General features: G+C 62.0%; 18 protein-coding genes and 1 pseudogene. 9 read left to right on the forward strand and 10 right to left on the reverse strand.

What is annotated here, in order from left to right; translation table 11 throughout:
* Positions 1-102 precede the first annotated feature (102 nt).
* On the reverse strand, positions 103-1,065 hold the full coding sequence (locus V7773_RS25630; protein WP_336075953.1) for a GGDEF domain-containing protein: 963 nt from the start codon (positions 1,063-1,065) through the stop codon (positions 103-105).
* A gap of 138 nt (positions 1,066-1,203) precedes the next feature.
* Here V7773_RS25630 and V7773_RS25635 point away from each other — a divergent pair, with 138 nt between their 5' ends.
* The gene (locus V7773_RS25635) at positions 1,204-2,028 is read left to right on the forward strand and encodes a helix-turn-helix transcriptional regulator (RefSeq protein ID WP_336075955.1); all 825 of its coding nucleotides are present in this window, start codon (positions 1,204-1,206) and stop codon (positions 2,026-2,028) included.
* Positions 2,029-2,247: 219 nt separating this feature from the next.
* On the opposite strand, the gene V7773_RS25640 is transcribed toward V7773_RS25635, so the two are convergent.
* Positions 2,248-2,835 (reverse strand): LysE family translocator, encoded by a 588-nt coding sequence (locus tag V7773_RS25640; RefSeq protein WP_336075957.1) that lies wholly within the window; start codon positions 2,833-2,835, stop codon positions 2,248-2,250.
* 144 nt (positions 2,836-2,979) lie between these two features.
* Here V7773_RS25640 and V7773_RS25645 point away from each other — a divergent pair, with 144 nt between their 5' ends.
* Complete coding sequence (locus V7773_RS25645) at positions 2,980-4,434, forward strand: TrkH family potassium uptake protein (RefSeq protein ID WP_336075958.1); 1,455 nt, start codon at positions 2,980-2,982, stop codon at positions 4,432-4,434.
* Between the two features lie 69 nt (positions 4,435-4,503).
* On the opposite strand, the gene V7773_RS25650 is transcribed toward V7773_RS25645, so the two are convergent.
* Entirely contained in the window at positions 4,504-4,980 is a 477-nt protein-coding gene (locus tag V7773_RS25650) for a hypothetical protein (protein ID WP_336075960.1), read from the reverse strand.
* A gap of 145 nt (positions 4,981-5,125) precedes the next feature.
* Between V7773_RS25650 and V7773_RS25655 the strand changes: the two genes are divergently transcribed.
* The 3 genes from V7773_RS25655 to V7773_RS25665 all read left to right on the forward strand — a co-directional run bounded on the left by V7773_RS25655 (position 5,126) and on the right by V7773_RS25665 (position 7,465).
* Positions 5,126-6,208, forward strand: a complete 1,083-nt coding sequence (locus V7773_RS25655) for a bifunctional transcriptional activator/DNA repair enzyme AdaA (RefSeq protein ID WP_092145961.1) — start codon at positions 5,126-5,128, stop codon at positions 6,206-6,208.
* Between the two features lie 23 nt (positions 6,209-6,231).
* Complete coding sequence (locus V7773_RS25660; RefSeq protein ID WP_336075963.1) at positions 6,232-6,849, forward strand: DNA-3-methyladenine glycosylase family protein; 618 nt, start codon at positions 6,232-6,234, stop codon at positions 6,847-6,849.
* Between the two features lie 127 nt (positions 6,850-6,976).
* The gene (locus V7773_RS25665) at positions 6,977-7,465 is read left to right on the forward strand and encodes a GFA family protein (RefSeq protein WP_092145963.1); all 489 of its coding nucleotides are present in this window, start codon (positions 6,977-6,979) and stop codon (positions 7,463-7,465) included.
* A gap of 40 nt (positions 7,466-7,505) precedes the next feature.
* Here V7773_RS25665 and V7773_RS25670 read toward each other — a convergent pair whose 3' ends face one another.
* Positions 7,506-8,111: a tRNA-(ms[2]io[6]A)-hydroxylase gene (locus V7773_RS25670; protein WP_186704851.1), complete on the reverse strand. Its 606-nt coding sequence runs from the start codon at positions 8,109-8,111 to the stop codon at positions 7,506-7,508.
* Positions 8,112-8,289: 178 nt separating this feature from the next.
* Here V7773_RS25670 and V7773_RS25675 point away from each other — a divergent pair, with 178 nt between their 5' ends.
* Entirely contained in the window at positions 8,290-9,153 is an 864-nt protein-coding gene (locus V7773_RS25675) for a universal stress protein (RefSeq protein ID WP_072341820.1), read from the forward strand.
* A gap of 185 nt (positions 9,154-9,338) precedes the next feature.
* Here the strand turns inward: V7773_RS25675 and V7773_RS25680 are convergent, their stop codons facing one another.
* Positions 9,339-9,809 carry a DUF1289 domain-containing protein gene (locus V7773_RS25680; RefSeq protein ID WP_003202781.1) on the reverse strand — a complete coding sequence of 157 codons (471 nt, stop codon included), beginning with the start codon at positions 9,807-9,809 and terminating at the stop codon, positions 9,339-9,341.
* Between the two features lie 407 nt (positions 9,810-10,216).
* Between V7773_RS25680 and acnB the strand changes: the two genes are divergently transcribed.
* Together acnB and V7773_RS30615 are read left to right on the forward strand one after the other, a co-directional pair.
* On the forward strand, positions 10,217-12,826 hold the full coding sequence (acnB, locus tag V7773_RS25685; RefSeq protein ID WP_336075980.1) for a bifunctional aconitate hydratase 2/2-methylisocitrate dehydratase: 2,610 nt from the start codon (positions 10,217-10,219) through the stop codon (positions 12,824-12,826).
* Between the two features lie 422 nt (positions 12,827-13,248).
* A pseudogene (locus V7773_RS30615) lies at positions 13,249-13,326 on the forward strand (hypothetical protein); the annotation flags it as partial.
* A gap of 311 nt (positions 13,327-13,637) precedes the next feature.
* On the opposite strand, the gene V7773_RS25690 reads toward V7773_RS30615, so the two are convergent.
* Entirely contained in the window at positions 13,638-14,918 is a 1,281-nt protein-coding gene (locus tag V7773_RS25690) for a serine/threonine transporter (RefSeq protein WP_336075966.1), read from the reverse strand.
* A gap of 380 nt (positions 14,919-15,298) precedes the next feature.
* On the opposite strand from V7773_RS25690, the gene V7773_RS25695 reads away from it, so the two are divergent.
* Positions 15,299-16,252: a 2-hydroxyacid dehydrogenase gene (locus V7773_RS25695; RefSeq protein WP_063320716.1), complete on the forward strand. Its 954-nt coding sequence runs from the start codon at positions 15,299-15,301 to the stop codon at positions 16,250-16,252.
* Here the strand turns inward: V7773_RS25695 and tssA are convergent.
* The 4 genes from tssA to tssK are packed head-to-tail and all read right to left on the reverse strand — an operon-like array spanning position 16,249 to position 23,263.
* Positions 16,249-17,331, reverse strand: coding sequence for a type VI secretion system protein TssA (gene tssA / locus V7773_RS25700; protein WP_336075967.1), 1,083 nt, complete (start codon positions 17,329-17,331; stop codon positions 16,249-16,251). The two genes, V7773_RS25695 and tssA, sit on opposite strands and share 4 nt — an antisense overlap.
* On the reverse strand, positions 17,328-21,152 hold the full coding sequence (locus V7773_RS25705) for a type VI secretion system protein (protein ID WP_336075968.1): 3,825 nt from the start codon (positions 21,150-21,152) through the stop codon (positions 17,328-17,330). The genes tssA and V7773_RS25705 overlap by 4 nt, the downstream gene beginning before the upstream one ends.
* Positions 21,149-21,913, reverse strand: coding sequence for a DotU family type IV/VI secretion system protein (locus V7773_RS25710; protein ID WP_063320713.1), 765 nt, complete (start codon positions 21,911-21,913; stop codon positions 21,149-21,151). The genes V7773_RS25705 and V7773_RS25710 overlap by 4 nt, the downstream gene beginning before the upstream one ends.
* An 18-nt stretch (positions 21,914-21,931) precedes the next feature.
* Positions 21,932-23,263 (reverse strand): type VI secretion system baseplate subunit TssK, encoded by a 1,332-nt coding sequence (gene tssK, locus V7773_RS25715; RefSeq protein WP_072341844.1) that lies wholly within the window; start codon positions 23,261-23,263, stop codon positions 21,932-21,934.
* Positions 23,264-23,303: the final 40 nt, after the last annotated feature.

The raw sequence follows: 23,303 nt of genomic DNA on the forward strand, positions 1-23,303 counted from the left end.
CTGCGCGCCCCAGCGGGAGCAAGCTCCCTCGCCATTGAATGAGGGGTGAGTCTCGGTTCTTCGACCAACATAAATCCCTGTGTGATCGGGGGTTGGCTTGTGCTAGCTGCGTAGCGCCTGTTTCTGTGCATACATCTCCGCGTCCGCGTCAACCAATAGATTGTCGATCAACTGATGACGCTGGGCGTCGTACTCGATCTGGCCGACGCTGAAACGAATGTCATAGCCACGCTGCAACATCGCATTGCGCTCATCGAGGATTTCCTTGAGGCGCGCCATGATTACCGCTATCTCGACATGGGAAGAACCGGTGAGCAACGCCACGAATTCGTCGCCGCCCAGGCGACCGATCACGTCACTTTCGCGAAAGGCGATACGCAGCACATCGGCGAAGGTTTTCAGCGCGTTGTCGCCCTCGGCGTGGCCATAACGGTCGTTGATCGGCTTGAAGTCGTTGAGATCGAAAAACAGCAGCGTCGCCGGTCGCGACAAGCGATCACACACATTCAGCGCATGCTGGGCCAACGTCCTGAAGCCCCGTCGATTGGATAGCAGCGTGAGCTCGTCCATGCTCGCCATCTGCACCGCGACCATTTCCTGTTCGGCCATGCGCGCCAAGTCGCGCAACAGTTCGCGCTCCTCATCATTGAGTTTGCGCGGCCGGGTGTCGAGCAGGCACAACGTACCGAGCTTGCTACCGTCCTCCAGCCCCAGCGGATGCCCGGCGTAGAAACGAATGCCAGGCTTGTCCGTGACCAACGGATTGTCGTGAAAGCGCTCGTCCTGTTCCGCGTCGCAGATCTCCAGGATCTGATCCTGCAAGATCGCATGCCCGCAAAAGGAAACTTCCCGCGGGGTTTCGCTGGCGTCCAGGCCGGCGCTGGACTTGAACCACTGCCGGTTGGCGTCCACCAGGGACACCAGGGCGATGGGCACGTCAAACAGACGTCGGGCAAGACGGGTCAGGCGGTCAAACCGTTCTTCAGGTGCGGTATCGAGCAGCTTGAGCGAGTGCAGATTTTTGAGGCGAGCGGCTTCGTCGTCCGGTTTGCGTGGCGCAAGCATCGGAAACTCCATTGGCAGGACTTCATGAAGTCTAGCCCAGGACCCCAGCCCTTCAAACCGAACGGGCTAAATCCGACGGGCATTTGCCGGTCAGGACTAATACACTGCCACTCAAGTTCAAGACGAGGACACTGACCGATGAAGCACGCCCTCCATGACGACGCCCCACGCTTCTGGCGCGACGCAGCCCTGCCCTTCATCGAAGCCCGGGCCATCGGCGATGGGCGCAAGGTCTGCTATTCGCGCCATTCCCATGACCACTTTTCCATCGGCGCGATCACCGCTGGGCGCAGCACCTACCTTCACGAACGATCGAAATTCCAGGTGGAAAGTGGCACGGTGGTGCTGATGAACCCGGGCGACGTCCACGCGTGCAACCCAATCGACGATCAGCCGTGGTCCTACGTGATGTTGTACGTCGACACCCAATGGCTCAGAGACTTGCAGCGTCGTGTCGGCTTTGACGAAAGCCTGGATTTCCAGGGCTTCGCCACCACCCACAGCCGAGACGTGGAACTGTTTACCGCGTTGGAAAAACTGTATGGACAATTGGTAGACGAGCAGCTTGACGCTGGCGACAAGCACGCCGCCGCCGAGGCATTTTTCATTGACCTGCAACAACGACTCAACCCTGCCGGTCGCCCGGATCGTGGCAGCCATCCGAGCCTGATGCGTGCGGCACAGTTTATCCACGACCATTGCAGCGAAGCCTTGAAGCTGGAAGACATCTGCACCGCCGCGCAACTGTCGCCGTCCTACCTGAGCCGAGCCTTCAAGCGCCATTACGGGATGACGCCCCACGCCTTCCTGGTCAACCGCCGAATCCAGTTTGCCCGGCGCCAATTGCGCGAAGGCAAGCTGATCGCCGACGTGGCGCTGGACAGCGGGTTTGCCGACCAGGCGCATTTCCAGCGTGCCTTCAAGCAACACCTGGCGGCCACGCCCGGCCAGTATCGCGGCTGATACTGCCCCACCACCTTGTTTGGACCAAAAACAGGTGGACCTCTGTGGCGAGGGAGCTTGCTCCCGCTGGGCTACGCAGTAGCCCTCGATTCTGGGCGACTGCTGCGCAGTCGAGCGGGAGCAAGCTCCCTCGCCACAACAGCATCCCCGCCTCAAAAATGCGGATTATGGCCACAATAGCACTCGTCTCAAAAAGCCCGGACTGCCCGCCACTTCTGCTCACGGCAACAATAAATACACCGCACTGGCCACCAATAACACCGCCATCGTCCGATTGAACAGGCGCATGGTCGCCGGATTACCCAGCCAGCTGCGCAGAAAACTCCCGGCGTAAGCCCAGCAGCCCACCGAGACGTAGCAGATCACCAGGTAGATCGCCGCAAACTGCCACACCAGCCGCGCCTCGCCATCGGCCACGAATGCCCCCATTCCCGCCACGCAGGCCAGCCACGCCTTGGGGTTGAGCCATTGCATCAACGCGCCATAGAACATCGAAGGCGCCCGTCCCTCGTCCTCGCTTCCCAGGTGCCCGTTATCCATCGCCAGTTTCCAGGCCATGAACAACAGGAACGCCACGCCGCCCAGTTGCACCACCCGAGTGAGGCCAGGCCAGCGTTGCAACACTTCATGCAATCCCAACCCCATTAGCACCAGCAGCAAGACAAACCCCAGGGTTGCACCGCCCACATGGCGCAACGTCGCACGAAACCCGTACCGCGCCCCGGAGCTGAGGGCGACAATATTGACCGGGCCAGGTGTAATGGAGGCGACCAGGGCAAACGCCGCCATGGAAAGAATCAAACTCATCGCATACCTTCTTTGTATCTGTGAGGGGACGATCAAGGTAAATTGCCAATCGCAGGCGGTATTGAACAAAACTGCCCCAAGGGGGCTACCCATCAGCCCTCCACAAAAACAATACTGCGCGGTTCATTCATCCAGGCGTGTTCTATGTCCATTGCGGTAGTGCGGTTTATTGGCTTCATCCTCGGTATTTTCCTGGTCACCCTGGCTGCCAGCATGGCAATCCCGCTTTTGACGCTGGTGATATACGAGCGCAACGATGACCTCTCGGCGTTTTTGTGGTCGAGCCTGATCACCTTCGTCTGCGGCATCGCGTTAGTGGCGCGTGGTCGGCCAGCACACACCCAGATGCGCCCGCGAGACATGTACCTGTTGACCACCGCCAGTTGGGTCATCGTTTGCAGCTTCGCCGCCCTGCCCATGGTGTTCATCCAGCACATCAGCTACACCGATGCCTTTTTCGAGACCATGTCGGGCATCACCACCACCGGCTCGACCATCCTGACCGGCCTGGACACGGCCTCTCCCGGCCTGTTGATCTGGCGCTCGATGTTGCACTGGCTCGGCGGGATCGGCTTTATCGGCATGGCGGTGGCGATCCTGCCATTGCTGCGGGTCGGCGGCATGCGGCTGTTCCAGACCGAGTCGTCGGACTGGTCAGAGAAAGTCACGCCGCGCTCCCATGTCGCGGCGAACTACATCCTGTGGATCTATGTCGGCTTGACCGCTCTCGCCACCCTGGCCTTGTGGCTGGCCGGCATGACGCCCTTCGAAGCGATCAACCATGCGATGTCGTTGATTTCCACGGGTGGCTTTTCCACATCGGATGCTTCCCTGGGGCATTGGCCCCAACCGGCCATTCACTGGGTGTCGGTGGTCGTCATGATGGCAGGCGCGCTGCCCTTCACTTTGTACGTCGCCACCTTGCGCGGCCACAAACGCGCGTTGCTCAAGGACCAGCAAGTCAAGGGATTCGTCGGATTCCTGGTCATCACCTGGCTCATCGTGGGGACCTGGCTGAGCCTGAACAGTGACTACAGCTGGTGGGATGCGGTCCGTATCGTGGCCGTCAACGTGACGTCGGTGGTCACCACCACGGGCGTGGCGCTGGGCGACTACACCCTATGGGGCAGCTTTGCCTTGCTGCTGTTCTTCTATTTGACGTTCGTTGGCGGTTGCTCGGGATCGACGGCCGGCGGACTGAAGATCTTCCGCTTCCAGGTAGCCGGCGAGTTATTGATGGGCAGCCTGAAACAACTGATCCATCCCCGGGCGGTGATCCAGAAAAAATACAACGATCACCCCATCGACGAAGAAATCGTCCGCTCGCTGCTGACCTTCTCGTTCTTCTTCACTATCACCATTGGCGCTATCGCCCTGGGGCTGGCGCTGATCGGTCTGGACTGGACCACCGCCCTGACCGGCGCGGCCACCGCCGTGTGCAACGTGGGGCCCGGGCTGGGCACGATCATCGGGCCCGCCGGCAACTTCTCGACCTTGCCGGATGCGGCGAAGTGGCTGCTGACCATAGGCATGCTGCTGGGTCGGCTGGAAATCCTGACGGTACTGGTGTTGTTCACGCCGGTGTTCTGGAAGTATTGAAGACATCGGGCACAAGACAAAAAAACCGCGATGCCCTGAACAGGCGTCGCGGCTTTTTTTTTCAAGCGATCAGCGGTCGTTCTTGATCGAAGAGCTGGTCGCGTTGGTCAGGCCCTTGGTGTTGTGGGTACCTGGCGTAGCGGTGGAAATCGCCGATGCCTTGGTCAGGCCACGGGTATCACGGTCCTTGGCGATGGTCGAAGTCAGCGAGGACTTGCTGGTGCGATCGGTGCGGGTGGTGCCGGTGTGCTTGCCGCTCAGGCCATGATCGCGGGTGCGGGTACCGGTGTGGTCGCTAGCCAATCCTTTGCCAAGGCCGCTGGAATCACCAGACTTGTCATGGCCCTGGCCACCACCGATGCCACCACCGTGACCACCGCCATTTCCTCCACCGTGACCGCCCCCCCCACCATTGCCACCACCGCCGCCATTGCCTGCGGCATAGCTCGAACCGATAGGCGACAACTCAGCAGGCAGCAAGGCCGAGGCACCGAACGCCAAGGCACAGACAGCAACGGCGATGAGAGATTTCTTATGTTTGGACATGATGTCTCCGAAAGACAAAAACAACGGTTGAACCTTTAAGACTCTCAGGTTCAATTTTTGTTCGTGACCGTCCGACCAAGTGAACGGAAATTCACTGTCGATTTTTCGGTGGAGTCGTTCCAGGCACGGTTCTATGCTCAGGCCCATGAACCTACACGACTCGCTGCTCCCGCCCCATGCCGAGATGGTCCGCGCCATGCTCGAACGAGACACCGCCTACGAGGGGGTGTTCTTCACTGCGGTCAAGACCACCGGTATTTTCTGCCGCCCCAGTTGCACCGCGCGCAAGCCGAAACCGGAGAACGTGGAGTTCTTCGCCCATGCCGACGAAGCCATGTCGGCCGGTTACCGGGCCTGCCTGCGCTGCAAGCCCCTGGACGCCGCCGCCATCGCGCCAGACTGGATCCAGGCCCTGCTCAAAACCGTGGACGCCGAACCCGACCTGCGCTGGACCGATGCCTTGTTGCTGGAACAAGGTATCGAGCCACTGAAATTGCGCCGCTGGTTCAAGCAACATTTCGGCATGACCTTTCACGCCTATCTGCGCACCCGCCGCCTGGGCATCGCCTTGGGCGGCATCAAGGACGGCAACTCCATCGACAATGCCGCATTCGACTCCGGTTATGAGTCATTGAGCGGTTTTCGTGACGCCTTCGTGAAATCCTTCCACATCACGCCGGGCCGCGCAGCCCTCAGCGAACCTTTGCTGTTCACCCGCCTGACCACACCGTTGGGCCCCATGCTGGCCATGGCCGAACGACGAGGCCTGGTGCTGCTGGAATTCCTCGACCGCCCGGCCCTGACCAAGGAGCTCGAAGAGCTGCAGCTACGCTACGGCTACACGGTTGCGCCGGGGCACAACGCTCATTTGCAACAGATCGAAACCGAACTGGCCGAGTATTTCGCCGGCAAGCTCACGGCGTTCAACGTTCCGCTGCACATGCCGGGCAGCGCCTTCGCCGTACGGGTCTGGGCTGAACTGCAAAAGATTCCCTACGGCGAAACCCGCAGCTACGGCGGCATCGCCACGGCGCTGGGCAGCCCGGGCGCCAGCCGCGCCGTGGGCCTGGCCAACGGGCAGAATCGCTTGGCCATCGTCATTCCCTGCCATCGAGTGATCGGTGCGGATGGCTCGTTGACCGGCTATGGTGGCGGACAGCCGCGCAAGGCATTTCTGCTACGGCTGGAGAAAGCCGCGGTGCAGGTTTCGCTGCCCCTGGCGTTTTGAGCGCCCCGGAGAACAAATACCCGATGCCTGTGCCCTACCACGACGCCAGCGCGTTGCTGGCAAGTCTCGACGAAGACTGGCGACGTCACGTCGAGGCGATCGGCCCTTGCCTGCTGCAACCCAAGCCGGCCCGCGATCCCTATGAAGCCTTGGTGCGGGCCATTGCCTACCAGCAACTACACGCCAAGGCAGGCGATGCCATCCTCGCTCGGCTGCTGGCGTTGTTCCCGGCGCAGACATTCCCCCATCCCGGGCAGATCCTGGCGACAGACGTTGCGCAGTTGCGCGGCTGCGGGTTTTCAGCCAGCAAGATCGCGACGATCCAGGGCATCGCCCAGGCAACGCTGGACGGAGTCGTGCCGGATTACGCCACAGCGCGGGCGATGGAGGATGAAGCGTTGATCGAACGCCTGGTCAGCTTGCGCGGCGTCGGGCGTTGGACCGTGGAAATGCTACTGATCTACAGCCTGGAACGCCCCGACATCCTGCCGGCCGATGACTTTGGCGTACGCGAAGGTTATCGACGGCTAAAGGGGTTGGAACGACAGCCCAGCCGCAAGCAGATGATTGAGATCGGCCTGGCGTGGAGCCCTTATCGGACGGTGGCGGCGTGGTATTTGTGGCGAGTGTCCGGTCGTTAGACCGTGTATTCGTTCATCGCGAGCTTGCTCGCGATAGCGTCCGCATGTCAGCCATGCGTTCCACTGCCCAGAACATCGGGCCGCCCAGGCTGTCCAGAGTCATTACAGTCCCCAATCGGAGGTTCCCATGCAGCTCGAAGGATCCTGCCACTGCGGCGCCGTGTCGTTCACCCTCGACAGCGCCCACCCCTACCCTTATCAGCGCTGCTACTGCTCGATCTGCCGCAAGACCCAGGGCGGCGGCGGTTTTGCGATCAACCTGGGGGGCGATGCCCAGAGCCTGAAGGTGCGCGGTCGCAAGCACATCTCGATCTACCACGCACGACTCAAGGACGAAGGCGATAAACGCGCCCACCGCAGCAGTGCCGAACGGCATTTCTGTTCCTTGTGCGGTTCGGGGCTATGGCTGTTCAGCCCCGAATGGCCGGAGCTGGTTCACCCCTTTGCCTCGGCCATCGACACACCGCTGCCGGTACCGCCGGAGCACACCCACCTGATGCTGGGTTCCAGGGCGTCGTGGGTGGAAGTCGAGGCGCATCCGGACGATCGGCAGTTCGAGGTTTATCCCGAGGAGTCCATTGCCCAGTGGCACGAGCGCCTGGGGCTGGTCACTTAGAGATGCCGTACTGCTCGCGATGACGTCAAGGCAAACAGCCCTATGCCGCAGGCACACCACTGTGGAAACGAAACTCCACATCCGGCGATTCGATCAGCTCCCGCTCGGCCTCACGGACCTTGTCGATCACCTGGGCAATGTCCTTGGCGTCACCGTACTGGTAAGCCAGTTTCAGGTAGCCCTGGAAATGCCGGGCTTCGCTTTTCAGCAAACCGAAATAGAACTTGCCCAGTTCTTCATCCAGATGCGGCACCAAGGCCTCGAAACGCTCGCAACTGCGGGCCTCGATGAAGGCGCCAACCACCAGGGTGTCCACCAGCTTGACCGGTTCGTGGCTGCGTACCACCTTGCGCAGCCCCGAGGCATAACGCCCGGCGGAGAGCTGACGCAAACCGATCTTGCGCTTTTTCATCAAGCGCATGACCTGCTCGTGATGCACCAGCTCTTCCCGGGCCAGGCGCGACATCAGATTGATCAGGTCGACGTGGGAATGGTATTTGGCGATCAGGCTCAGGGCAGTGCTGGCCGCCTTGAACTCGCAGTTCTTGTGGTCGATCAGCAACGTTTCCTGGTCAGCCAACGCGGCCTGGACCCAGGCATCGGGGGTGCGGCAACCAAGGAATTCGTGAATTTCGGGAAGATTCATGGGGCTCACGGGAAAAGGTAGTCGAGCGAAGGGCGCCGATTATACCGGCCTGCCCCCAGACCACCAGCCACTGCCGTTGATATGCATCAAGTCAAAGACTCACCTACAGCAACTAGACTGCCCCACAACAACTATAGTTGAGCAACGCCAGCCTTTTCATTGCAGGAGAACGCCGATCATGCAAGCCATTCGCAGCATCCTGGTGGTTATTGAGCCCGAACATTCGGAAAGCCTGGCGCTCAAGCGCGCCAAACTGATCGCCGGAGTGACCCAGGCCCACCTGCACCTGCTGGTGTGTGACAAAAAGCATGACCATGCCGGCCTGCTCAGCGTGCTCAAGGCCGCACTGCTGGCCGACGGCTACAGCGTCACCACCGAGCAGGCCTGGAACGAAAGCCTCCACGACACCATCATCGACGTGCAGCAGGCGGAAGGTTGCGGCCTGGTGATCAAGCAGCACTTCCCCGACAGCCCGCTGAAAAAAGCCCTGCTGACCCCGGCGGACTGGAAACTGCTCCGTCACTGCCCAACCCCGGTACTGCTGGTGAAAACCGCCGGCTCCTGGAAAGACAAGGTGATCCTGGCCGCCGTCGACGTTGGCAATGCCGACGGCGAGCATCGCCACCTGCACTCCACCATCATCGATCATGGCTATGATATCGCCCTCCTCGCCAAGGCCCACTTGCACGTGATCAGCGCCCACCCCACACCGATGCTTTCGTCCGCCGACCCGACGTTCCAGCTCAAGGAAACCATCGAGGCCCGCTATCGCGAACAATGCCGGGCATTCCAGGCCGAGTTCGACATCGACGACCAGCATCTGCACATCGAAGAAGGCCCGGCGGACGTATTGATTCCGTACATGGCGCGCAAGCTGCAGGCGGCGGTGACGGTGATCGGCACCGTGGCCCGTTCGGGGTTGTCCGGGGTGCTGATCGGCAACACCGCCGAGGCCGTGCTCGATACGCTGGAAAGCGATGTGCTGGTGCTCAAGCCGCAGGAGGTCGAGGACCATCTGGTGGAGTTGGCGGTCAAGGAATAAAGCGAATGGGCTTTTTGTGGCGAGGGAGCTTGCTCCCGCTGGGTTGCGAAGCGACCCTCGCTCTTGATCTTAAAAATTTCCGGGCCTGAAAAATCCAGGCGTCTGCTGCGCAGCCGAGCGGGAGCAAGCTCCCTCGCCACAAAAGCTCCCGGGCACAAAAGCGCCTTTGCACAACCGGCCGGAGGTCAGCCGCCGATTGCATCCTTCAGGAACCCCGGCGCGATGTAGCGCTGGTAGTGGGCTTCGGACAGGAGGAAAAATTCCCGATCAATGGCGTCGCGCAGGTCTGGCAGGTCCCAGTCGCGAAACTCCGGCATCAGCACCATGCCGTAGGCTTCCAGGTTGTTGATCACCCGCGCACCCCTGGCGATCAACTGATAGGCCCAGCAATATTCCGACTGGTGCGGCACAAAGCGGATCTTGCGCGACTCCAGTTGCTGGCGCAGCAATACCGGGTCGAAAACCTCCAACTTGGCCACCATCACCTGCACCAACAGCTGCTCGAGCCGCATCCACACCGCGCGCTTTTCGTCCTCGTTGTAGCCGTTCCAGTGAATCACTTCATGGTGGAACCGCTTGCAGCCACGGCACACCAGATCACCGTAGACAGTGGAGCAAAGGCCGACGCAGGGGGTCTTGATGAGCTGGTTGGGCATAAGGAAACGCACACGCAAAAGCAGGACAGGTCGGCATGTTAGCCCTTTGTCTAAGATTGATCACCCCTCAAACTTCCAGGCCCAACTTACCTTTAATTTTTTTTTCCCGTAGAATCAGCCAGCCTTTTAAGGCGCCAATGTCCGTTAGAAGCTGTTTTCAAAGCGTCACGAGCACAGTCGTTCCTTCAGAGCGGTGTTGGCGAAGGGTCTTTCCAGCGGGGAAAGCCCAACGCCAACCCTCATCAGCTCCCGTTCTGCAGGCGTAAAACTTTGAAAGCAGCTTCTGTGAGGAACGTGCGGAAACTCTGGCGTGATGGCTCAAAAAGCCGTCGACGCGCATGAGTACCGTGGGTTCCTGGATGAGCGTCCCGGACACCCATTTGGGACCACTGATGAGGGTAATAACTGTGCTTGAAGCCTACCGCAAACATATCGAAGAGCGCGCAGCCCTGGGTATCGTTCCCCAGCCGCTTAACGCCGAACAAACCGCAGGCCTGATCGAGCTGCTGAAAAATCCTCCGGCTGGCGAAGAAGCTTTCCTCGTTGACCTGATCACCAATCGCGTTCCGCCTGGAGTCGACGAGGCTGCCTACGTCAAGGCCGGCTTCCTGTCCGCCCTGGCCAAGGGCCAGGCCCAATCCCCTCTGCTGGACAAGAAGCGTGCCGTTGAACTGCTCGGCACCATGCAGGGCGGCTATAACATCGTGACCCTGGTGGAGCTGCTGGACGACGCCGAGCTGGCGCCGGTAGCCGCCGAAGAACTCAAGCACACCCTGCTGATGTTCGATGCCTTCCACGACGTGGCTGAAAAAGCCAAGAACGGCAACGCTCACGCCAAAGCCGTACTGCAATCCTGGGCTGACGGCGAATGGTTCAAGAAGCGCCCGGTGCTGGCCGACAAGATCAGCCTGCGCGTGTTCAAGGTCACCGGCGAAACCAACACCGACGACCTGTCCCCTGCTCCAGACGCCTGGTCGCGTCCCGACATCCCGCTGCACGCCCTGGCCATGCTGAAAATGGCCCGTGACGGCATCGTTCCGGACGAGCAAGGCAAGACCGGCCCGATGAAGCAGATCGAAGAAATGCGCGGCCAAGGCTTCCCGATCGCCTACGTCGGTGACGTGGTCGGTACCGGTTCCTCGCGTAAATCGGCGACCAACTCGGTGCTGTGGTTCTTCGGCGACGACGTCCCTTTCGTTCCGAACAAGCGTGCCGGCGGTTTCTGCTTCGGCAGCAAGATCGCACCGATTTTCTACAACACCATGGAAGACGCCGGCGCCCTGCCGATCGAATTCGATGTGTCCAACATGCACATGGGCGACGTGATCGACCTGTACCCGCATGCTGGCAAAGTCTGCAAGCACGGCACCGATGAAGTCCTGACCACCTTCGAAATGAAGACCCCGGTCCTGTTGGACGAAGTCCGTGCCGGCGGTCGTATTCCGCTGATCATTGGCCGTGGCCTGACCGAGAAGGCTCGCGCCGAGCTGGGCCTGCCAGCGTTCGACCTGTTCAAGAAACCTGAAGCCCCCGCTGAAAGCACCAAGGGCTTCACCCTGGCGCAGAAGATGGTCGGCAAGGCGTGCGGCCTGGCAGAAGGCCAAGGCGTACGTCCTGGCACCTACTGCGAACCGAAAATGACCACCGTGGGTTCCCAGGACACCACCGGTCCAATGACCCGTGACGAACTGAAAGACCTGGCGTGCCTGGGCTTCTCGGCTGACCTGGTGATGCAGTCCTTCTGCCACACCGCGGCCTATCCGAAGCCGATCGACGTCACCACCCACCACACCCTGCCTGACTTCATCATGACCCGTGGCGGCGTTTCCCTGCGTCCGGGCGACGGCATCATCCACTCGTGGCTGAACCGCATGCTGCTGCCAGACACCGTCGGTACCGGTGGCGACTCGCACACCCGCTTCCCGATGGGCATCTCGTTCCCGGCCGGTTCTGGCCTGGTCGCGTTCGCCGCTGCCACTGGCGTCATGCCGCTGGACATGCCGGAATCGATCCTGGTGCGCTTCAAAGGCAAGATGAAACCTGGCATCACCCTGCGTGACCTGGTTCATGCCATTCCGTACTTCGCCATCCAGAACGGCCTGCTGACCGTCGAGAAGAAAGGCAAGAAAAACGCCTTCTCCGGCCGCATCCTGGAAATCGAAGGCCTGGAAGGCCTGACCCTGGAACAGGCTTTCGAACTGTCCGACGCCTCGGCCGAACGTTCGGCTGCCGGTTGCACCATCAAGCTGTCGAAAGAATCGATCACCGAGTACCTGCAGTCCAACATCACCCTGCTGCGCTGGATGATCGGCGAAGGCTACGGTGACGCCCGGACCCTGGAACGTCGCGCCCAAGCGATGGAAGCCTGGATCGCCAACCCGCAACTGATGGAAGCCGATGCCGACGCCGAATACGCCGAAGTCATCGAAATCGATCTGGCCGACATCAGCGAGCCGGTGCTCTGCGCGCCGAACGACCCGGACGACGCCCGTCTGCTCTCCAGCGTGGCTGGCGAGAAGATCGACGAAGTGTTCATCGGTTCGTGCATGACCAACATCGGTCACTTCCGCGCTGCCGGCAAGCTGCTGGAGCAGGTCAAGGGCCAGCTGCCAACCCGTCTGTGGCTGTCGCCGCCGACCAAGATGGACGCTCACCAGCTCACCGAAGAAGGCTACTACGGCATCTACGGCAAGGCTGGCGCACGCATGGAAATGCCAGGCTGCTCGCTGTGCATGGGTAACCAGGCACGCGTTGAGCCGAACAGCACCGTGGTGTCGACGTCGACCCGTAACTTCCCGAACCGCCTGGGTGACGGCGCGAACGTCTACCTGGCTTCGGCCGAACTGGCGTCCGTTGCTTCGATCCTGGGTCGCCTGCCGACCGTCGAGGAGTACATGGAATACGCCGGCAAGATCGACAGCATGGCAGCGGACGTGTACCGCTACCTGAGCTTCGACCAGATCGCCGAGTTCCGTGAAGCGGCTGCAAACGCCAACATCCCGGTCGTTCAAGCCTAAGGCTTAGACGCTCGACGAAAAACGCCGCCCTTCTTGCGAGGGGCGGCGTTTTTTTATGCCTGTCATTTCGATGCCAGCCGAATCACCGCTATCGCGAGCAGACTACCGTCGGTGTATCTGACAGGCCGATCTCCTGTGGCGAGGGAGCTTGCTCCCGCTGGGCTGCGCAGCAGCCCCAATCACTTACCTGACACACCGAGTCGTCAGGACTCAGGGCCGCTTCGCGCCCCAGCGGGAGCAAGCTCCCTCGCCACCGGGGAACGGTGGCGATTGGCAGATTTGTGCTCGCCACCACAACCCGTGTGGGCCGGTCAGGCGATCAGGGAGTAGACCAACGCGTAATCGCCACCAAACCCACCCACACAACGAAGACATTGGAGGCCTGACCGCGATAACGGGCCATGGCCGGGACTTTACGGATGCGCTACCCGAGCTTCGACCAGATCGCCGAGTTCCGTGAAGCGGCTGCAAACGCCAACATCCCGGTCGTTCAAGCCTAAGGCTTAGACGCTCGACGAAAAACGCCGCCCTTCTTGCGAGGGGCGGCGTTTTTTTATGCCTGTCATTTCGATGCCAGCCGAATCACCGCCATCGCGAGCAGACTAACGTCGGTGTATCTGACAGGCCGATCTCCTGTGGCGAGGGAGCTTGCTCCCGCTGGGGCGCGAAGCGGCCCTGAGTCCTGACGACTCGGTGTGTCAGGTAAGTGGTTGGGGGCTGCTGCGCAGCCCAGCGGGAGCAAGCTCCCTCGCCACTGGGAACGGTGGCGATTGGCAGATTTGTGCTCGCCACCACAACCCGTGTGGGCCGGTCAGGCCATCAGGGAGTAGACCAACGCCGTAATCGCCACCAATCCCACCAACACAACGAAGACATTCGAAGCCTGGCCGCTATAACGAGCCATGGCCGGGACTTTGCGGATGGCGTACATCGGCATCAGGAACAGGATGGCTGCGATGACCGGGCCGCCCAGGGTTTCAATCATGCCCAGGATGCTCGGGTTGAGCGTGGCGACGATCCAGCACACCAGCAGCATGAACGCCGCCGTCAGGCGGTCGAGGGTCTTGGGCGCCGGGCGGCGGCCGCTCTTGACGATCAGGCCCTTGAGGCCTTCGCTGGCACCGATGTAGTGCCCCAGGAACGATTTGGAGATGGCGACGAATGCAATCAGCGGCGCGGCAAAGGCGATGGTCGGGTTGCTGAAATGGTTGGCCAGGTACGACAGGATCGACAGGTTCTGTGCCTTGGCCTCGGCCAACTGCGCCGGGGTCAAGGTCAGCACGCAACTGAACACGAAGAACAGCACCATTACCACCATCAGCACATGGGCGCGCGACAGAATCTGCGAACTGCGTTCCTCGGCATTGGCGCCATAACGACGCTTCTGGTCCACCGCAAACGCCGAAATGATCGGCGAATGGTTGAACGAGAACACCATCACCGGAATCGCCAGCCACAGGGTATGCAGCAGGGCCGATGGTTCAGGCGGCGTGGACGCCGTGGTCAGGATGCCGCCGCTCCAGTGCGGAATCAGGAACACCGCCAGAAACAGCAGCGCAACGATGAACGGGTAGACCATCAGGCTCATGGCCTTGACGATCGCCTGCTCGCCGCAGCGGACCACCGCCAGCAGGCCCAGGATCAGCACCAGGGACAGCACAATCCGAGGAGGCGGCTGGATATGCAACTGATGTTCCAGGAAACTGCCCACCGTGTTGGTCAACGCCACGCTGTAGATCAGCAGGATCGGGAAAATGGCAAAGAAGTACAACAGCGTGATCAACGCACCGGCCTTGAGGCCAAAATGCTCTTCCACCACCTCGGTGATGTCCGCGCCGTCGCGACCGGATAACACGAAACGGGTCAGGCCTCGGTGGGCATAGAACGTCATGGGGAACGCCAGCACAGCCAGGATCAGCAACGGCCAGAAGCCGCCCAGGCCCGCATTGATGGGTAAAAACAGAGTACCTGCACCGATGGCGGTGCCAAACAGGCCCAGCATCCACGTGGTGTCCTGGCGACTCCATTGGCTGAGGGTGGCTGGGACTGTCGTTTCAAAGCGCTCTTCGACGCTATTGGCCTGATCATTCATCCGGGCGGATCTCCGTATTCCGGTCACATGCACCCGGCCGGGACGAGTCGGAAAAACCCGACAGGCAGCGCCCTGGCCGAAACAGGGGCGCGATTGTCCGGGATTCACGAGCAGAAGCAAAGACTTAGCTGAGGAGCGGTTATGCGTATCAGATCACGCCAATAGAAACAGCCGCCGCATTTCCTGTGGGCGGGCTTGCTCGCCAAAGCGGTGTGTCATTTAGCCGATGCGTTACTGATATAACGCCTTCGCGAGCAAGCCCGCTCCCACAAGGGCGATGCTGAACCCGAAATGCACATAAAAAGCCAAGCCCCCCTGCCCCCGGCTCCTACAATCAGGTTGAATACTTGAAATCGCCCCAGCGCCCACAGGAGCCCAGCATGACCGCAACCGTTCTGGTACTGGTTGAAACCGTCAATGAATACCTGCCGATCCTCGAGAAGCAGGGTTACCACCTGGAATTGGCGCCCACGCCTGCCGAACGCAAGACGGCGATTTTCGAACACGGTGAACGCTTCAGCGCAGTACTGACCCGCGGCCCCCTGGGCCTGACGGAGGAAGAGATCGCCGCCCTGCCCAACCTGAAAATCATCTGCGTGATCGGTGCCGGTTACGAACAAGTGGACCTGCAGGCCGCGCGCCATCGGGGCATCGTGGTCACCAACGGCGCCGGGGTCAACGCGTCGTCGGTGGCTGACCATGCCATGGCGCTGTTGCTGGCGTTGGTGCGCGACATACCCCATTCCGATACCGCCCTGCGGCGGGGCGAATGGCCAAGGGTTGCGCGCCCTTCCCTGGCGGGCAAGCGGCTGGGCGTGTTGGGTCTTGGCGCGGTGGGCATGGCGATCGCCAAACGGGCCGCCCTGGGCTTTGACATGAGTATCAGCTATCACAATCGCCGGGTGCGCAATGACGTGCCCTACACCTTCTGCGCCACTCCTACGGAACTGGCGCGGGTTTCGGACTTCCTGATCGTCGCCACGCCAGGTGGCCTGGATACCCGGCAATTGATCAACAAGCAGACCCTCGATGCGCTCGGCCCGAAAGGGTTCCTGGTGAACGTCGCCAGGGCCAGCGTGGTGGCCACCGCCGATCTGATCAGCGCCCTGGAACATCGGCGAATCGCCGGAGCGGCCCTGGATGTGTTCGATCACGAGCCCGAGGTGCCGCAGGCGCTGAAAAACCTGCCCAACGTCGTCCTCACACCCCATGTGGCCGGCCTGTCGCCAGAAGCGACCCGTGCAATGGTAGAGCTGGTTGGCCAGAACCTGACCGCGTTCTTTTCCGGTAAACCGGTGTTGACGCCAGTGCCATGGCCCGGCGAGGAGCGTTAAAGAACGCCCAATAACGTCCATAAGCGCCGGGATTCGGCATCGGCACTGATCAGTTCACCCAACAACTCGCTCAACGGCTTGTTGCCCCACTCAACGCCGCGCCGGATCAGGTAGGGCACCGGGCTGTGGGGTTCGGTACGAGCCAGGTAACCGGCGATGACCAGTAACTGTCGATAGGCCTCTTCACGATTGGCCGGCTCCTGGAAGACCTGGGCGGGTGCCACCTGCGCCTGGGACGTCGACATCGTGGACGGCGGGGGCGTTTGCACCGGCGCGACGGTGGGTTGCTGTGGGTGCATCGCGATGAACTCCTCTACCAGTGCCAGCAAGGCCTGCATCACGTCCTGCAGGGATTTGTAGCCCGGGGCCAGGTTGCCCAGGTAAGCGTCGCTCCAGGCTTCGAGCCGTTGCAGGTGTTGCAGGCTCAACATCAGGCTGCCTTGGCGATGCAGCCAGAACGACAAGGGTGTGTTGCGAATCAGTTCGGCGAGTTTCTTTTGATCGTTGCGCGCCGCTTCCGCCGAGGCCTTGGCGTTCTTGCTGTCGTTGACCAACACTTGCTGGCGCTGCAAGCGTTGCCAGTCGTCCAGGCAGAAAGCGGCGAAGGCCTGTTCCCGGCCGTCGAACAACGGCACCCGCGTCAGCAGCACTTCGCTGTAGCGACGGGCCAGCCACTCCAACGGGATTACCCGCCACGACTGGTCGCCTTCCTCGGCCTGGGGATGCAACTGCTCCGGATAACGCTCACACAGCCCCGTCACCAGCGCCAGGCTGCCCGGCAATCCCTCCAGCCCGGCCATATGCAGCCAGGCCTCCCCCAGCCAGGCACTGATCATCAAGTCCTTGCTGCGCTCCAGCAGCAGCGTGGTCGCGAGCCGTTCCAGGTCCGGCCACAGGGCGCGCTTGATCGAAGACTGCCACACACCGGTGGGCAAGCTGGTGTCGTCCTCCCGGCGCAGTTCGCGCAGTTGGTCGTATTCCGGTTCGTAGCGCAGGTCCGGACCACAGGGCGACTCGGCGCTGATCGGCTCGAGCAACTGAGTGATCAACTCAGGCAAAGGCGATATCGGCAAGCTCACAGGCCCTCCTCACGGGTGGCGATGGCGGGGCTCGATGCGGTCGCCATGAAAGGTGAACGGGGCGCCCGCGTCGGCAGCGGCGGGATCGACAACGGCAGCTTGGAACCCTGGCTCATCAACGACAGGCGCACGAACATCAGTGTCTGTTCCGCCGTGCGGGCCTGGGTCTGGGCGGTGACCGGCAGTTGCAGGGCCAGGGGGAAATCGGTGTAGTCGACATTCGGCTGGCGCTGGGCCGACACCAGCGAGCGCATCAGGCGCAGCAATGACCACGGCCCTTGGTATTCCCAGCCGGCCTCCAGGTCGCGCACCACCAGGTTCGGTTGCAATGGGTCATTGGCCGGACGCTGGTAGCCGTTGCGGGCCCAGCGCAAGGTCAGGCGCACGGGCTGGCCGACCATCCAGCGCAGGTTCTGCTGGCCGCCGCCGGGGTAGCTGATCTGTTGATTGCCGGCGTCCAGACTCCAGGCGATCACCTGGTCGGCGCCGCGCTCTTCATCGCGATCGGTGCGCCAGCGCACGTCCATTTCCACCCCCAGGATGCCACTCTTGTCCCTTACGAACAGCGGCCCGAGCCAAGTACCGGCCTGTTTCAAACGGTTGAGGAAATCCTCGGCCGCCAGCCGCTCTGGCGTCTGGCTCAACGTCAGCCCGGCCTGGGCCAGGGGCAGGCGCGTGTCGATCAGTTCCAGCAAATGCTGGACACGCGCCGGGTCGGCATCGCTGGCCCGCACATCCTGAGAAAATGGGAAGCGCCCGGCCAGGTACTGATTGAAATAGTTGGCCACGTCATTCCAGGCGCTCGCAGCCTGGTTCTGTTGCAGGTACAGACACCGTTGCAGGGCACCCTGCTGCAACGCGACCGTGCGCTGGGCCAGGTCGCCGCGCCCGCTGGGCAGGCTGGCGGTCTGCAAGATCTGCGCGCAGGACGTGGTGTCCATGGCGATGAAGTCCCGGCTGACCAATTGCTCCAATTGGGCCGCCGAACTGGCCGGGTTCTGGTTCTTGTACTTGAGCAATTCATCGTTGAGGGCCATGAAGCGTGCCACCTGGTCGTGTTCCAGGGCCGACAGGTTGTCCTGCTGGACGATCAGCCATTCCAGGGCGGGCATTCGCTGTTCGGCGACCTGCAGCATCACGCCGAACTGCTGGCTCAGGCTCAGCTTCAAGTCTTGTGGATCGCTGGCACCGTACAGCTGCAAGCCGAAGTTCTTCGAACCGTCCCAGCGCTGGACATCGGCCCGTTGGCTGAACAGCGGCTGGGCATCGATTTCGTCCAGGCCACTCTTGATCTGCGCCAATGCCCGGCGATTGAGCAGACGCTGGAAACGGATCGCCAGGTCGCCGCGATGTACATCCATGAAGGCTTTTTGCAGCGCCACGGCCTGGGTCGTTTGTACATTGAAGCCCATGCCGGGCAACGACGCGTCGCTTTCATCCAGGCTCAACCACATGGCCCGGGCCGCGGCGCCTTCAGCGGCCTGCATCAGCGCGTCACGGTAATCCGGCGGAATGCGCGGCAGTTCTTCGCTGGCATAGCTCTTGTAGCTGGCGAAGTAGTTCAGGGCGACACTGAAATCATCGCTGCCATCGCCCTGGCCCATCGCATCGGGGTTGCTGTCCGACGGATCCTTCTGCATGGCCAACGCCACGAAATCGCGCTTGAACAGCGCCTGCACCGCACCGTCCAGCGCCGTGACATGGTCTTGCAAGACCAGCAAGCCACTGCCCTGTTGCACCAGCAGATTGTCCCGGGAGCCGGTCTGGACGATCCACTGGTCACGAAAACTCTGCTGCAACTTCGCCGCCTGGCTTTCCAGGTCCTGCTCGATATCCGGCCCCAGCAAAGTGCTGTGACTGACCTTGTCCAGCATCTGGCTGTAGCCGGGCACCAGGTCCTGGCCCTTGCCTCGCCCCCAGGCCGAGTTGGTCAGGCTGACCAGGGTCTGCAAATCGTCGATCAGCGCCATCAGGTCTTCGAGTTCACTCAACGAATTGCCACTGCCGGCCTCCAGCCGTTGCAGGTGCAGCTTGAGGTAACCGGCCTGGCGCACGAAGTTGTCCGCCAGGAAGTAATGGTCCAGCCAGCGCTGCATCAGGCCGGTGAAATTATCGGAGATCACCGGGCGCGCGGCATTCAGGTCCAACCCTTTCAAATCGCTGTTGCCGGCATCGAACAGCACCCGGTTGTAGAAATGTGCGCGGCTCAAGGTGCCGGTGTTGAGCCCCAGGGACAAGGCGGTGTTGCTCAGTTGCACCAGCTCGTCCAGCGGTGCCTTGGGATCGTTCACCACCTGGCTGAACATCTGGTTGTGCTGTTCAAGGCGTACCGCCAGGTCCACCAGTGCCTTGGCCTTCACATAGCTCTGCCATTGCGCCGGGTCTTCGTTCTCCACATTGCCCCGTCGCTCGGTGTTGCGGATGGATTTGAGCTGTTCCAGGTCTGAATTGAGCAGGTCCCGCAGAGGCAATATCCAATGGCGCCGAGCAGTCAGGCGCACCCCATTCTCCAGTTGCGTGTCCACGGAAGAGAACCACGAAGTGGGAAAGACCACCGAGACAAAGCGCCAGCGCGGGGCCTTTTCCAGCATGTTCCAGTAGTTCTGCACGTTGTGCCGGGTCGGTTCCAGCTGCGGTTCGTCAGGGTCGACCACGAGGTGGTTCTTATGGGTGCTGAGGATCAAGCGCGACAGCCCTTCGGCTTCCTCCACCGAATCGTGCCAGACCCAGACCATGCCACCCAACCACACCAGGCCCACCACCAACGCCACCGCTGCGACCAACCGATGCCCGCGCTGGCGCAGGCGCAACAGCCGCGGCACAGGTTGGGCCAAGCCACGCTCGGCCACCAGCCGTCGTGACCACAATTGCCGGGCGAACACGGTTTGGCGCTGGACACTTTCGGCGGCGGTCAAACCATCACCGCTGACAGCCGGCGCCTGGCTGGCAGTGAAATACACCCCGCGACAACGCGGCGCTTCGCCTTGGGCATTGCCCTGGAACACCGGCTCCAGCAGGATCTGCAAGGCCCGTCGCAAGCCTTCGAAGCGCTCCGGCAAGCCATAAAGATCGCTGCCCAATTGCCCCGACAGCGCACCGATCTCGATGATCGACTGCGACAGCGCCGCATTGACCTGGTCCAGGGCCTGGTCACTCCACTGCGACTGCCAGGCCGCATCCGGCAAATAGGGCGAGGACCAGCCCAACATCGATTCACGCGCCTCGGCGGGCAGCGCGCTGACCAGTTCCTGGACCCCAGGCAGCTCTTCCATCCCGCAGATCACCACGTACACCGGCAGGCTGAGGCCGAACCGTTGCAACAGGTCGATAAAGCACCGCCGGACCTTGAGGCTCAGTTCGGTGGTGTGTTCGATGTCATCAAGAGCGCTGAACGGCACCGTCCAGATCACCGCATCCAATGGTCGCTTGCTGCGCAAGCGCAACATCAGCCCCAACAGGCGCCACCAATTACCCCGTTGGCGGTTCATGCCTTCATCGGGCAGGAACAACGCCTGGGGGACCACCAGCACCGAGCCCTCGGCATCGGAAAACCAGCGCCCGAACCAGGCGGCCTTGTCAGTCGGTTGCAAGCGCCATTGGGCGCACAATTGGGCGCCGTCGGTTTCGTTACCGAGCATCATCAGCCAAGGCATCTGATAGCGGTCCCGGGTGCCCTGCTCCTGCTCCATGCGGCGCACCGCCCCATAGAAACTGCGAATCGCCGCCCCGCCTTGGGTCCGCAGCCACCAGATCAGGGCCGCGATCAACAACACCACGACAATGGCGAGCACCACCAGGGCAACGATGCTCAGCGGGCTCATGAGTCCTGCTCCTGGACCACCGCCGACTCGTTCAGTTGCAACACCGGTTCGAGTTCCAAACGAATGTCACGCCAAAACACCTGCCCCAACCCGGTCAGCAACAACACCATCGCCAGGATCGCCAGCCCCAGGCGAAAGCCGTCCGGCAGCGATTGCTGCACCGGCATGCGCATTGGCGGCGTCGCCGCAGACAGCGCCAGGCGCTGGCTGACATCGACATAATCGGGTTCGTGCTGCCAGGCAAACGTGAACAACGCCAGGCGCCATTTCTCATGCTGAACCTGGCCGGGCTCGCCACGCAATCGCCCCTGGAACCCTAGGATCAAGCACTGCAGGTAAACATTCGCCAGGTCCCGGGTGCCGGGCATCTGCTCGTCCAGTAGTTTCTTGATCGCCGCCGGCAAGCGCTCACCGGCCTGGCGACTGGCATACATGCGTGATTCGAGGGGGTGCTGCTGCCAGGCCAGTTGTCCGGGCCAAGGGCTGAACAGCAAGGTTTCGTCCACCAGCGCCACGAAGGCGTAGACCAGCGACTTGACCTGCTCGGTAGCGGCATCGCCGACGGTGGCGAAGGCCACCCGCCACAGACGCTGGGCGCTGCGCCCGGAAAACTCCACCACCCGATTGACCAATACCGCAGGGTCGCTGTCCTTGGGCAAGTCTTGCCATTCCTGGGACCACTTCAGCCAGGCCTGGCGAAAAGCGCTGCTCAGCGGCGCCTCATGCAGACTCCGAACCGCCCCGCCACTTCCATCAGGCATACGACTCCCCTTTTGCGATCAGGCACTTTCACTGGCTTGCGCCACGAACAACACCACTTGCCACGGGCTGCTGGCCTGGGCCGATGCCGGCGCCACGATGTGCAGCGGCAATTGCGCGTCGAACCATTGGCCGCTGGCGGCCACCACAAACAAACGGGTGTCGTCGCCCACGCTGTAGGCCACCTGTTCGTTGCGGCTCATGGCCTGGTGGGGCAGACCGCTCATGCGTTGTCGGCTCAGCAGCGGGATGTGCCGCGCCGACGCGATGATCGCCCCACGCAACCACTCGCCCGCCGCCTGCTCGCTGGCGCCGTTGGGCATGCGCAGGCCGATCACCAGGCGTTGGTCCGGTTGGTCGTCAGGCAACTGGATCGAGAAGACCTGCTCATTGCGCTCGAAGGCCAGGCTGCGATAGCCGGCGCGAACCAGTTCCAGGGTGGTTTCCAGCCAGTCGAGCAACGGCTCGTAGCCGCGCTGCAATTCGAGGAAATCCAGCGGTGCGAAGGCCGGGACACCCGCCAGTGGATCGAGGGCCGACCAGCTCCCGGCCAGCCCCAGCAGCAAGCCGTAGAGTGCCTGGGGCGTCGCCACCCGAGTGTTCAGCGCGCCTTCGACTTCCGGCAAGCGCGCCCACAAGGCGGTCAATTGCCGACGGATCTCCATGGCATCGTCCTGGTTGCCAGCCGCCTGGGCCTGGCGCAAGCGACCAGCGAGAAACATGCACTTTTCCCGGGCCCGGGCGCACACCCCGGCGACCCGGCGACCGAGGGCCGACTCCGGCAACAGGATCGGCGTCGGCGGGGTGTAGGGCACGCGCCAGAAGCCACCGCCCTCCTTGCGGATGCGCAACAGCGGCAGGCAGATCGAATCCGCCTTGCTCAGTTGCGTGCACAGCCTCGGGTTGGGTCGCCAGACGGTGATCGACTCGGGAAATGCACCGCTGGTGAGGTCCGGCAACGCCTCGCCGACCACCGATTGCAGGCGCCCCTTGAGCGGCACCAATTGCCCGGCGCGCCACAGCGGGCTGACGGCCAGGTACACAGTCACGGTGGCGTCGTCGGTCTTGTCGATCGCCTCGCCGATGTCCAACTCCAGGGTCGGCCCGACACCGGCCTGCAGGTTGACCGGCAGGCCGTCCGGCAAGGTGCCCTGCAATTGCAGCAGCCGCACCTGGCCGGCGCTGAGGGCCGAAGGATCGACTTCCAACTGGCTGACACCCCAGAACCAAGGGTTGCAGGCCCCGGCAAAATACGCAGCCAGGGCCTCGGCACGCAGCCCTTGCAATTGAAAATGCTGGGGCAGCAATTGCATGCCCTCATGCCAGCACACCGCGTCAGGTAACAGACTCATACGACTCCCTTCGACATCCCAATTCGCCGCGCTGGGCGGC

Origin of the sequence: Pseudomonas sp. 3JA (assembly GCF_036961705.1) — a bacterium.
GTDB classification, from domain to species: Bacteria; Pseudomonadota; Gammaproteobacteria; order Pseudomonadales; family Pseudomonadaceae; genus Aquipseudomonas; species Aquipseudomonas fluorescens_Q.

Coding starts and splice junctions, on each gene's coding strand:
- V7773_RS25670 (WP_186704851.1), bottom strand. CDS start 8,111: ATGAATCTTCCCGAAATTCACGAATTCCTTGGTTGCCGCACCCCCGAT.
- V7773_RS25695 (WP_063320716.1), top strand. CDS start 15,299: ATGACCGCAACCGTTCTGGTACTGGTTGAAACCGTCAATGAATACCTG.
- V7773_RS25680 (WP_003202781.1), bottom strand. CDS start 9,809: ATGCCCAACCAGCTCATCAAGACCCCCTGCGTCGGCCTTTGCTCCACT.
- V7773_RS25660 (WP_336075963.1), top strand. CDS start 6,232: ATGCCTGTGCCCTACCACGACGCCAGCGCGTTGCTGGCAAGTCTCGAC.
- V7773_RS25645 (WP_336075958.1), top strand. CDS start 2,980: ATGTCCATTGCGGTAGTGCGGTTTATTGGCTTCATCCTCGGTATTTTC.
- V7773_RS25640 (WP_336075957.1), bottom strand. CDS start 2,835: ATGAGTTTGATTCTTTCCATGGCGGCGTTTGCCCTGGTCGCCTCCATT.
- V7773_RS25690 (WP_336075966.1), bottom strand. CDS start 14,918: ATGAATGATCAGGCCAATAGCGTCGAAGAGCGCTTTGAAACGACAGTC.
- V7773_RS25710 (WP_063320713.1), bottom strand. CDS start 21,913: ATGCCTGATGGAAGTGGCGGGGCGGTTCGGAGTCTGCATGAGGCGCCG.
- V7773_RS25675 (WP_072341820.1), top strand. CDS start 8,290: ATGCAAGCCATTCGCAGCATCCTGGTGGTTATTGAGCCCGAACATTCG.
- V7773_RS25650 (WP_336075960.1), bottom strand. CDS start 4,980: ATGTCCAAACATAAGAAATCTCTCATCGCCGTTGCTGTCTGTGCCTTG.
- V7773_RS25655 (WP_092145961.1), top strand. CDS start 5,126: ATGAACCTACACGACTCGCTGCTCCCGCCCCATGCCGAGATGGTCCGC.
- V7773_RS25635 (WP_336075955.1), top strand. CDS start 1,204: ATGAAGCACGCCCTCCATGACGACGCCCCACGCTTCTGGCGCGACGCA.
- V7773_RS25665 (WP_092145963.1), top strand. CDS start 6,977: ATGCAGCTCGAAGGATCCTGCCACTGCGGCGCCGTGTCGTTCACCCTC.
- V7773_RS25705 (WP_336075968.1), bottom strand. CDS start 21,152: ATGAGCCCGCTGAGCATCGTTGCCCTGGTGGTGCTCGCCATTGTCGTG.
- V7773_RS25630 (WP_336075953.1), bottom strand. CDS start 1,065: ATGCTTGCGCCACGCAAACCGGACGACGAAGCCGCTCGCCTCAAAAAT.
- tssK (WP_072341844.1), bottom strand. CDS start 23,263: ATGAGTCTGTTACCTGACGCGGTGTGCTGGCATGAGGGCATGCAATTG.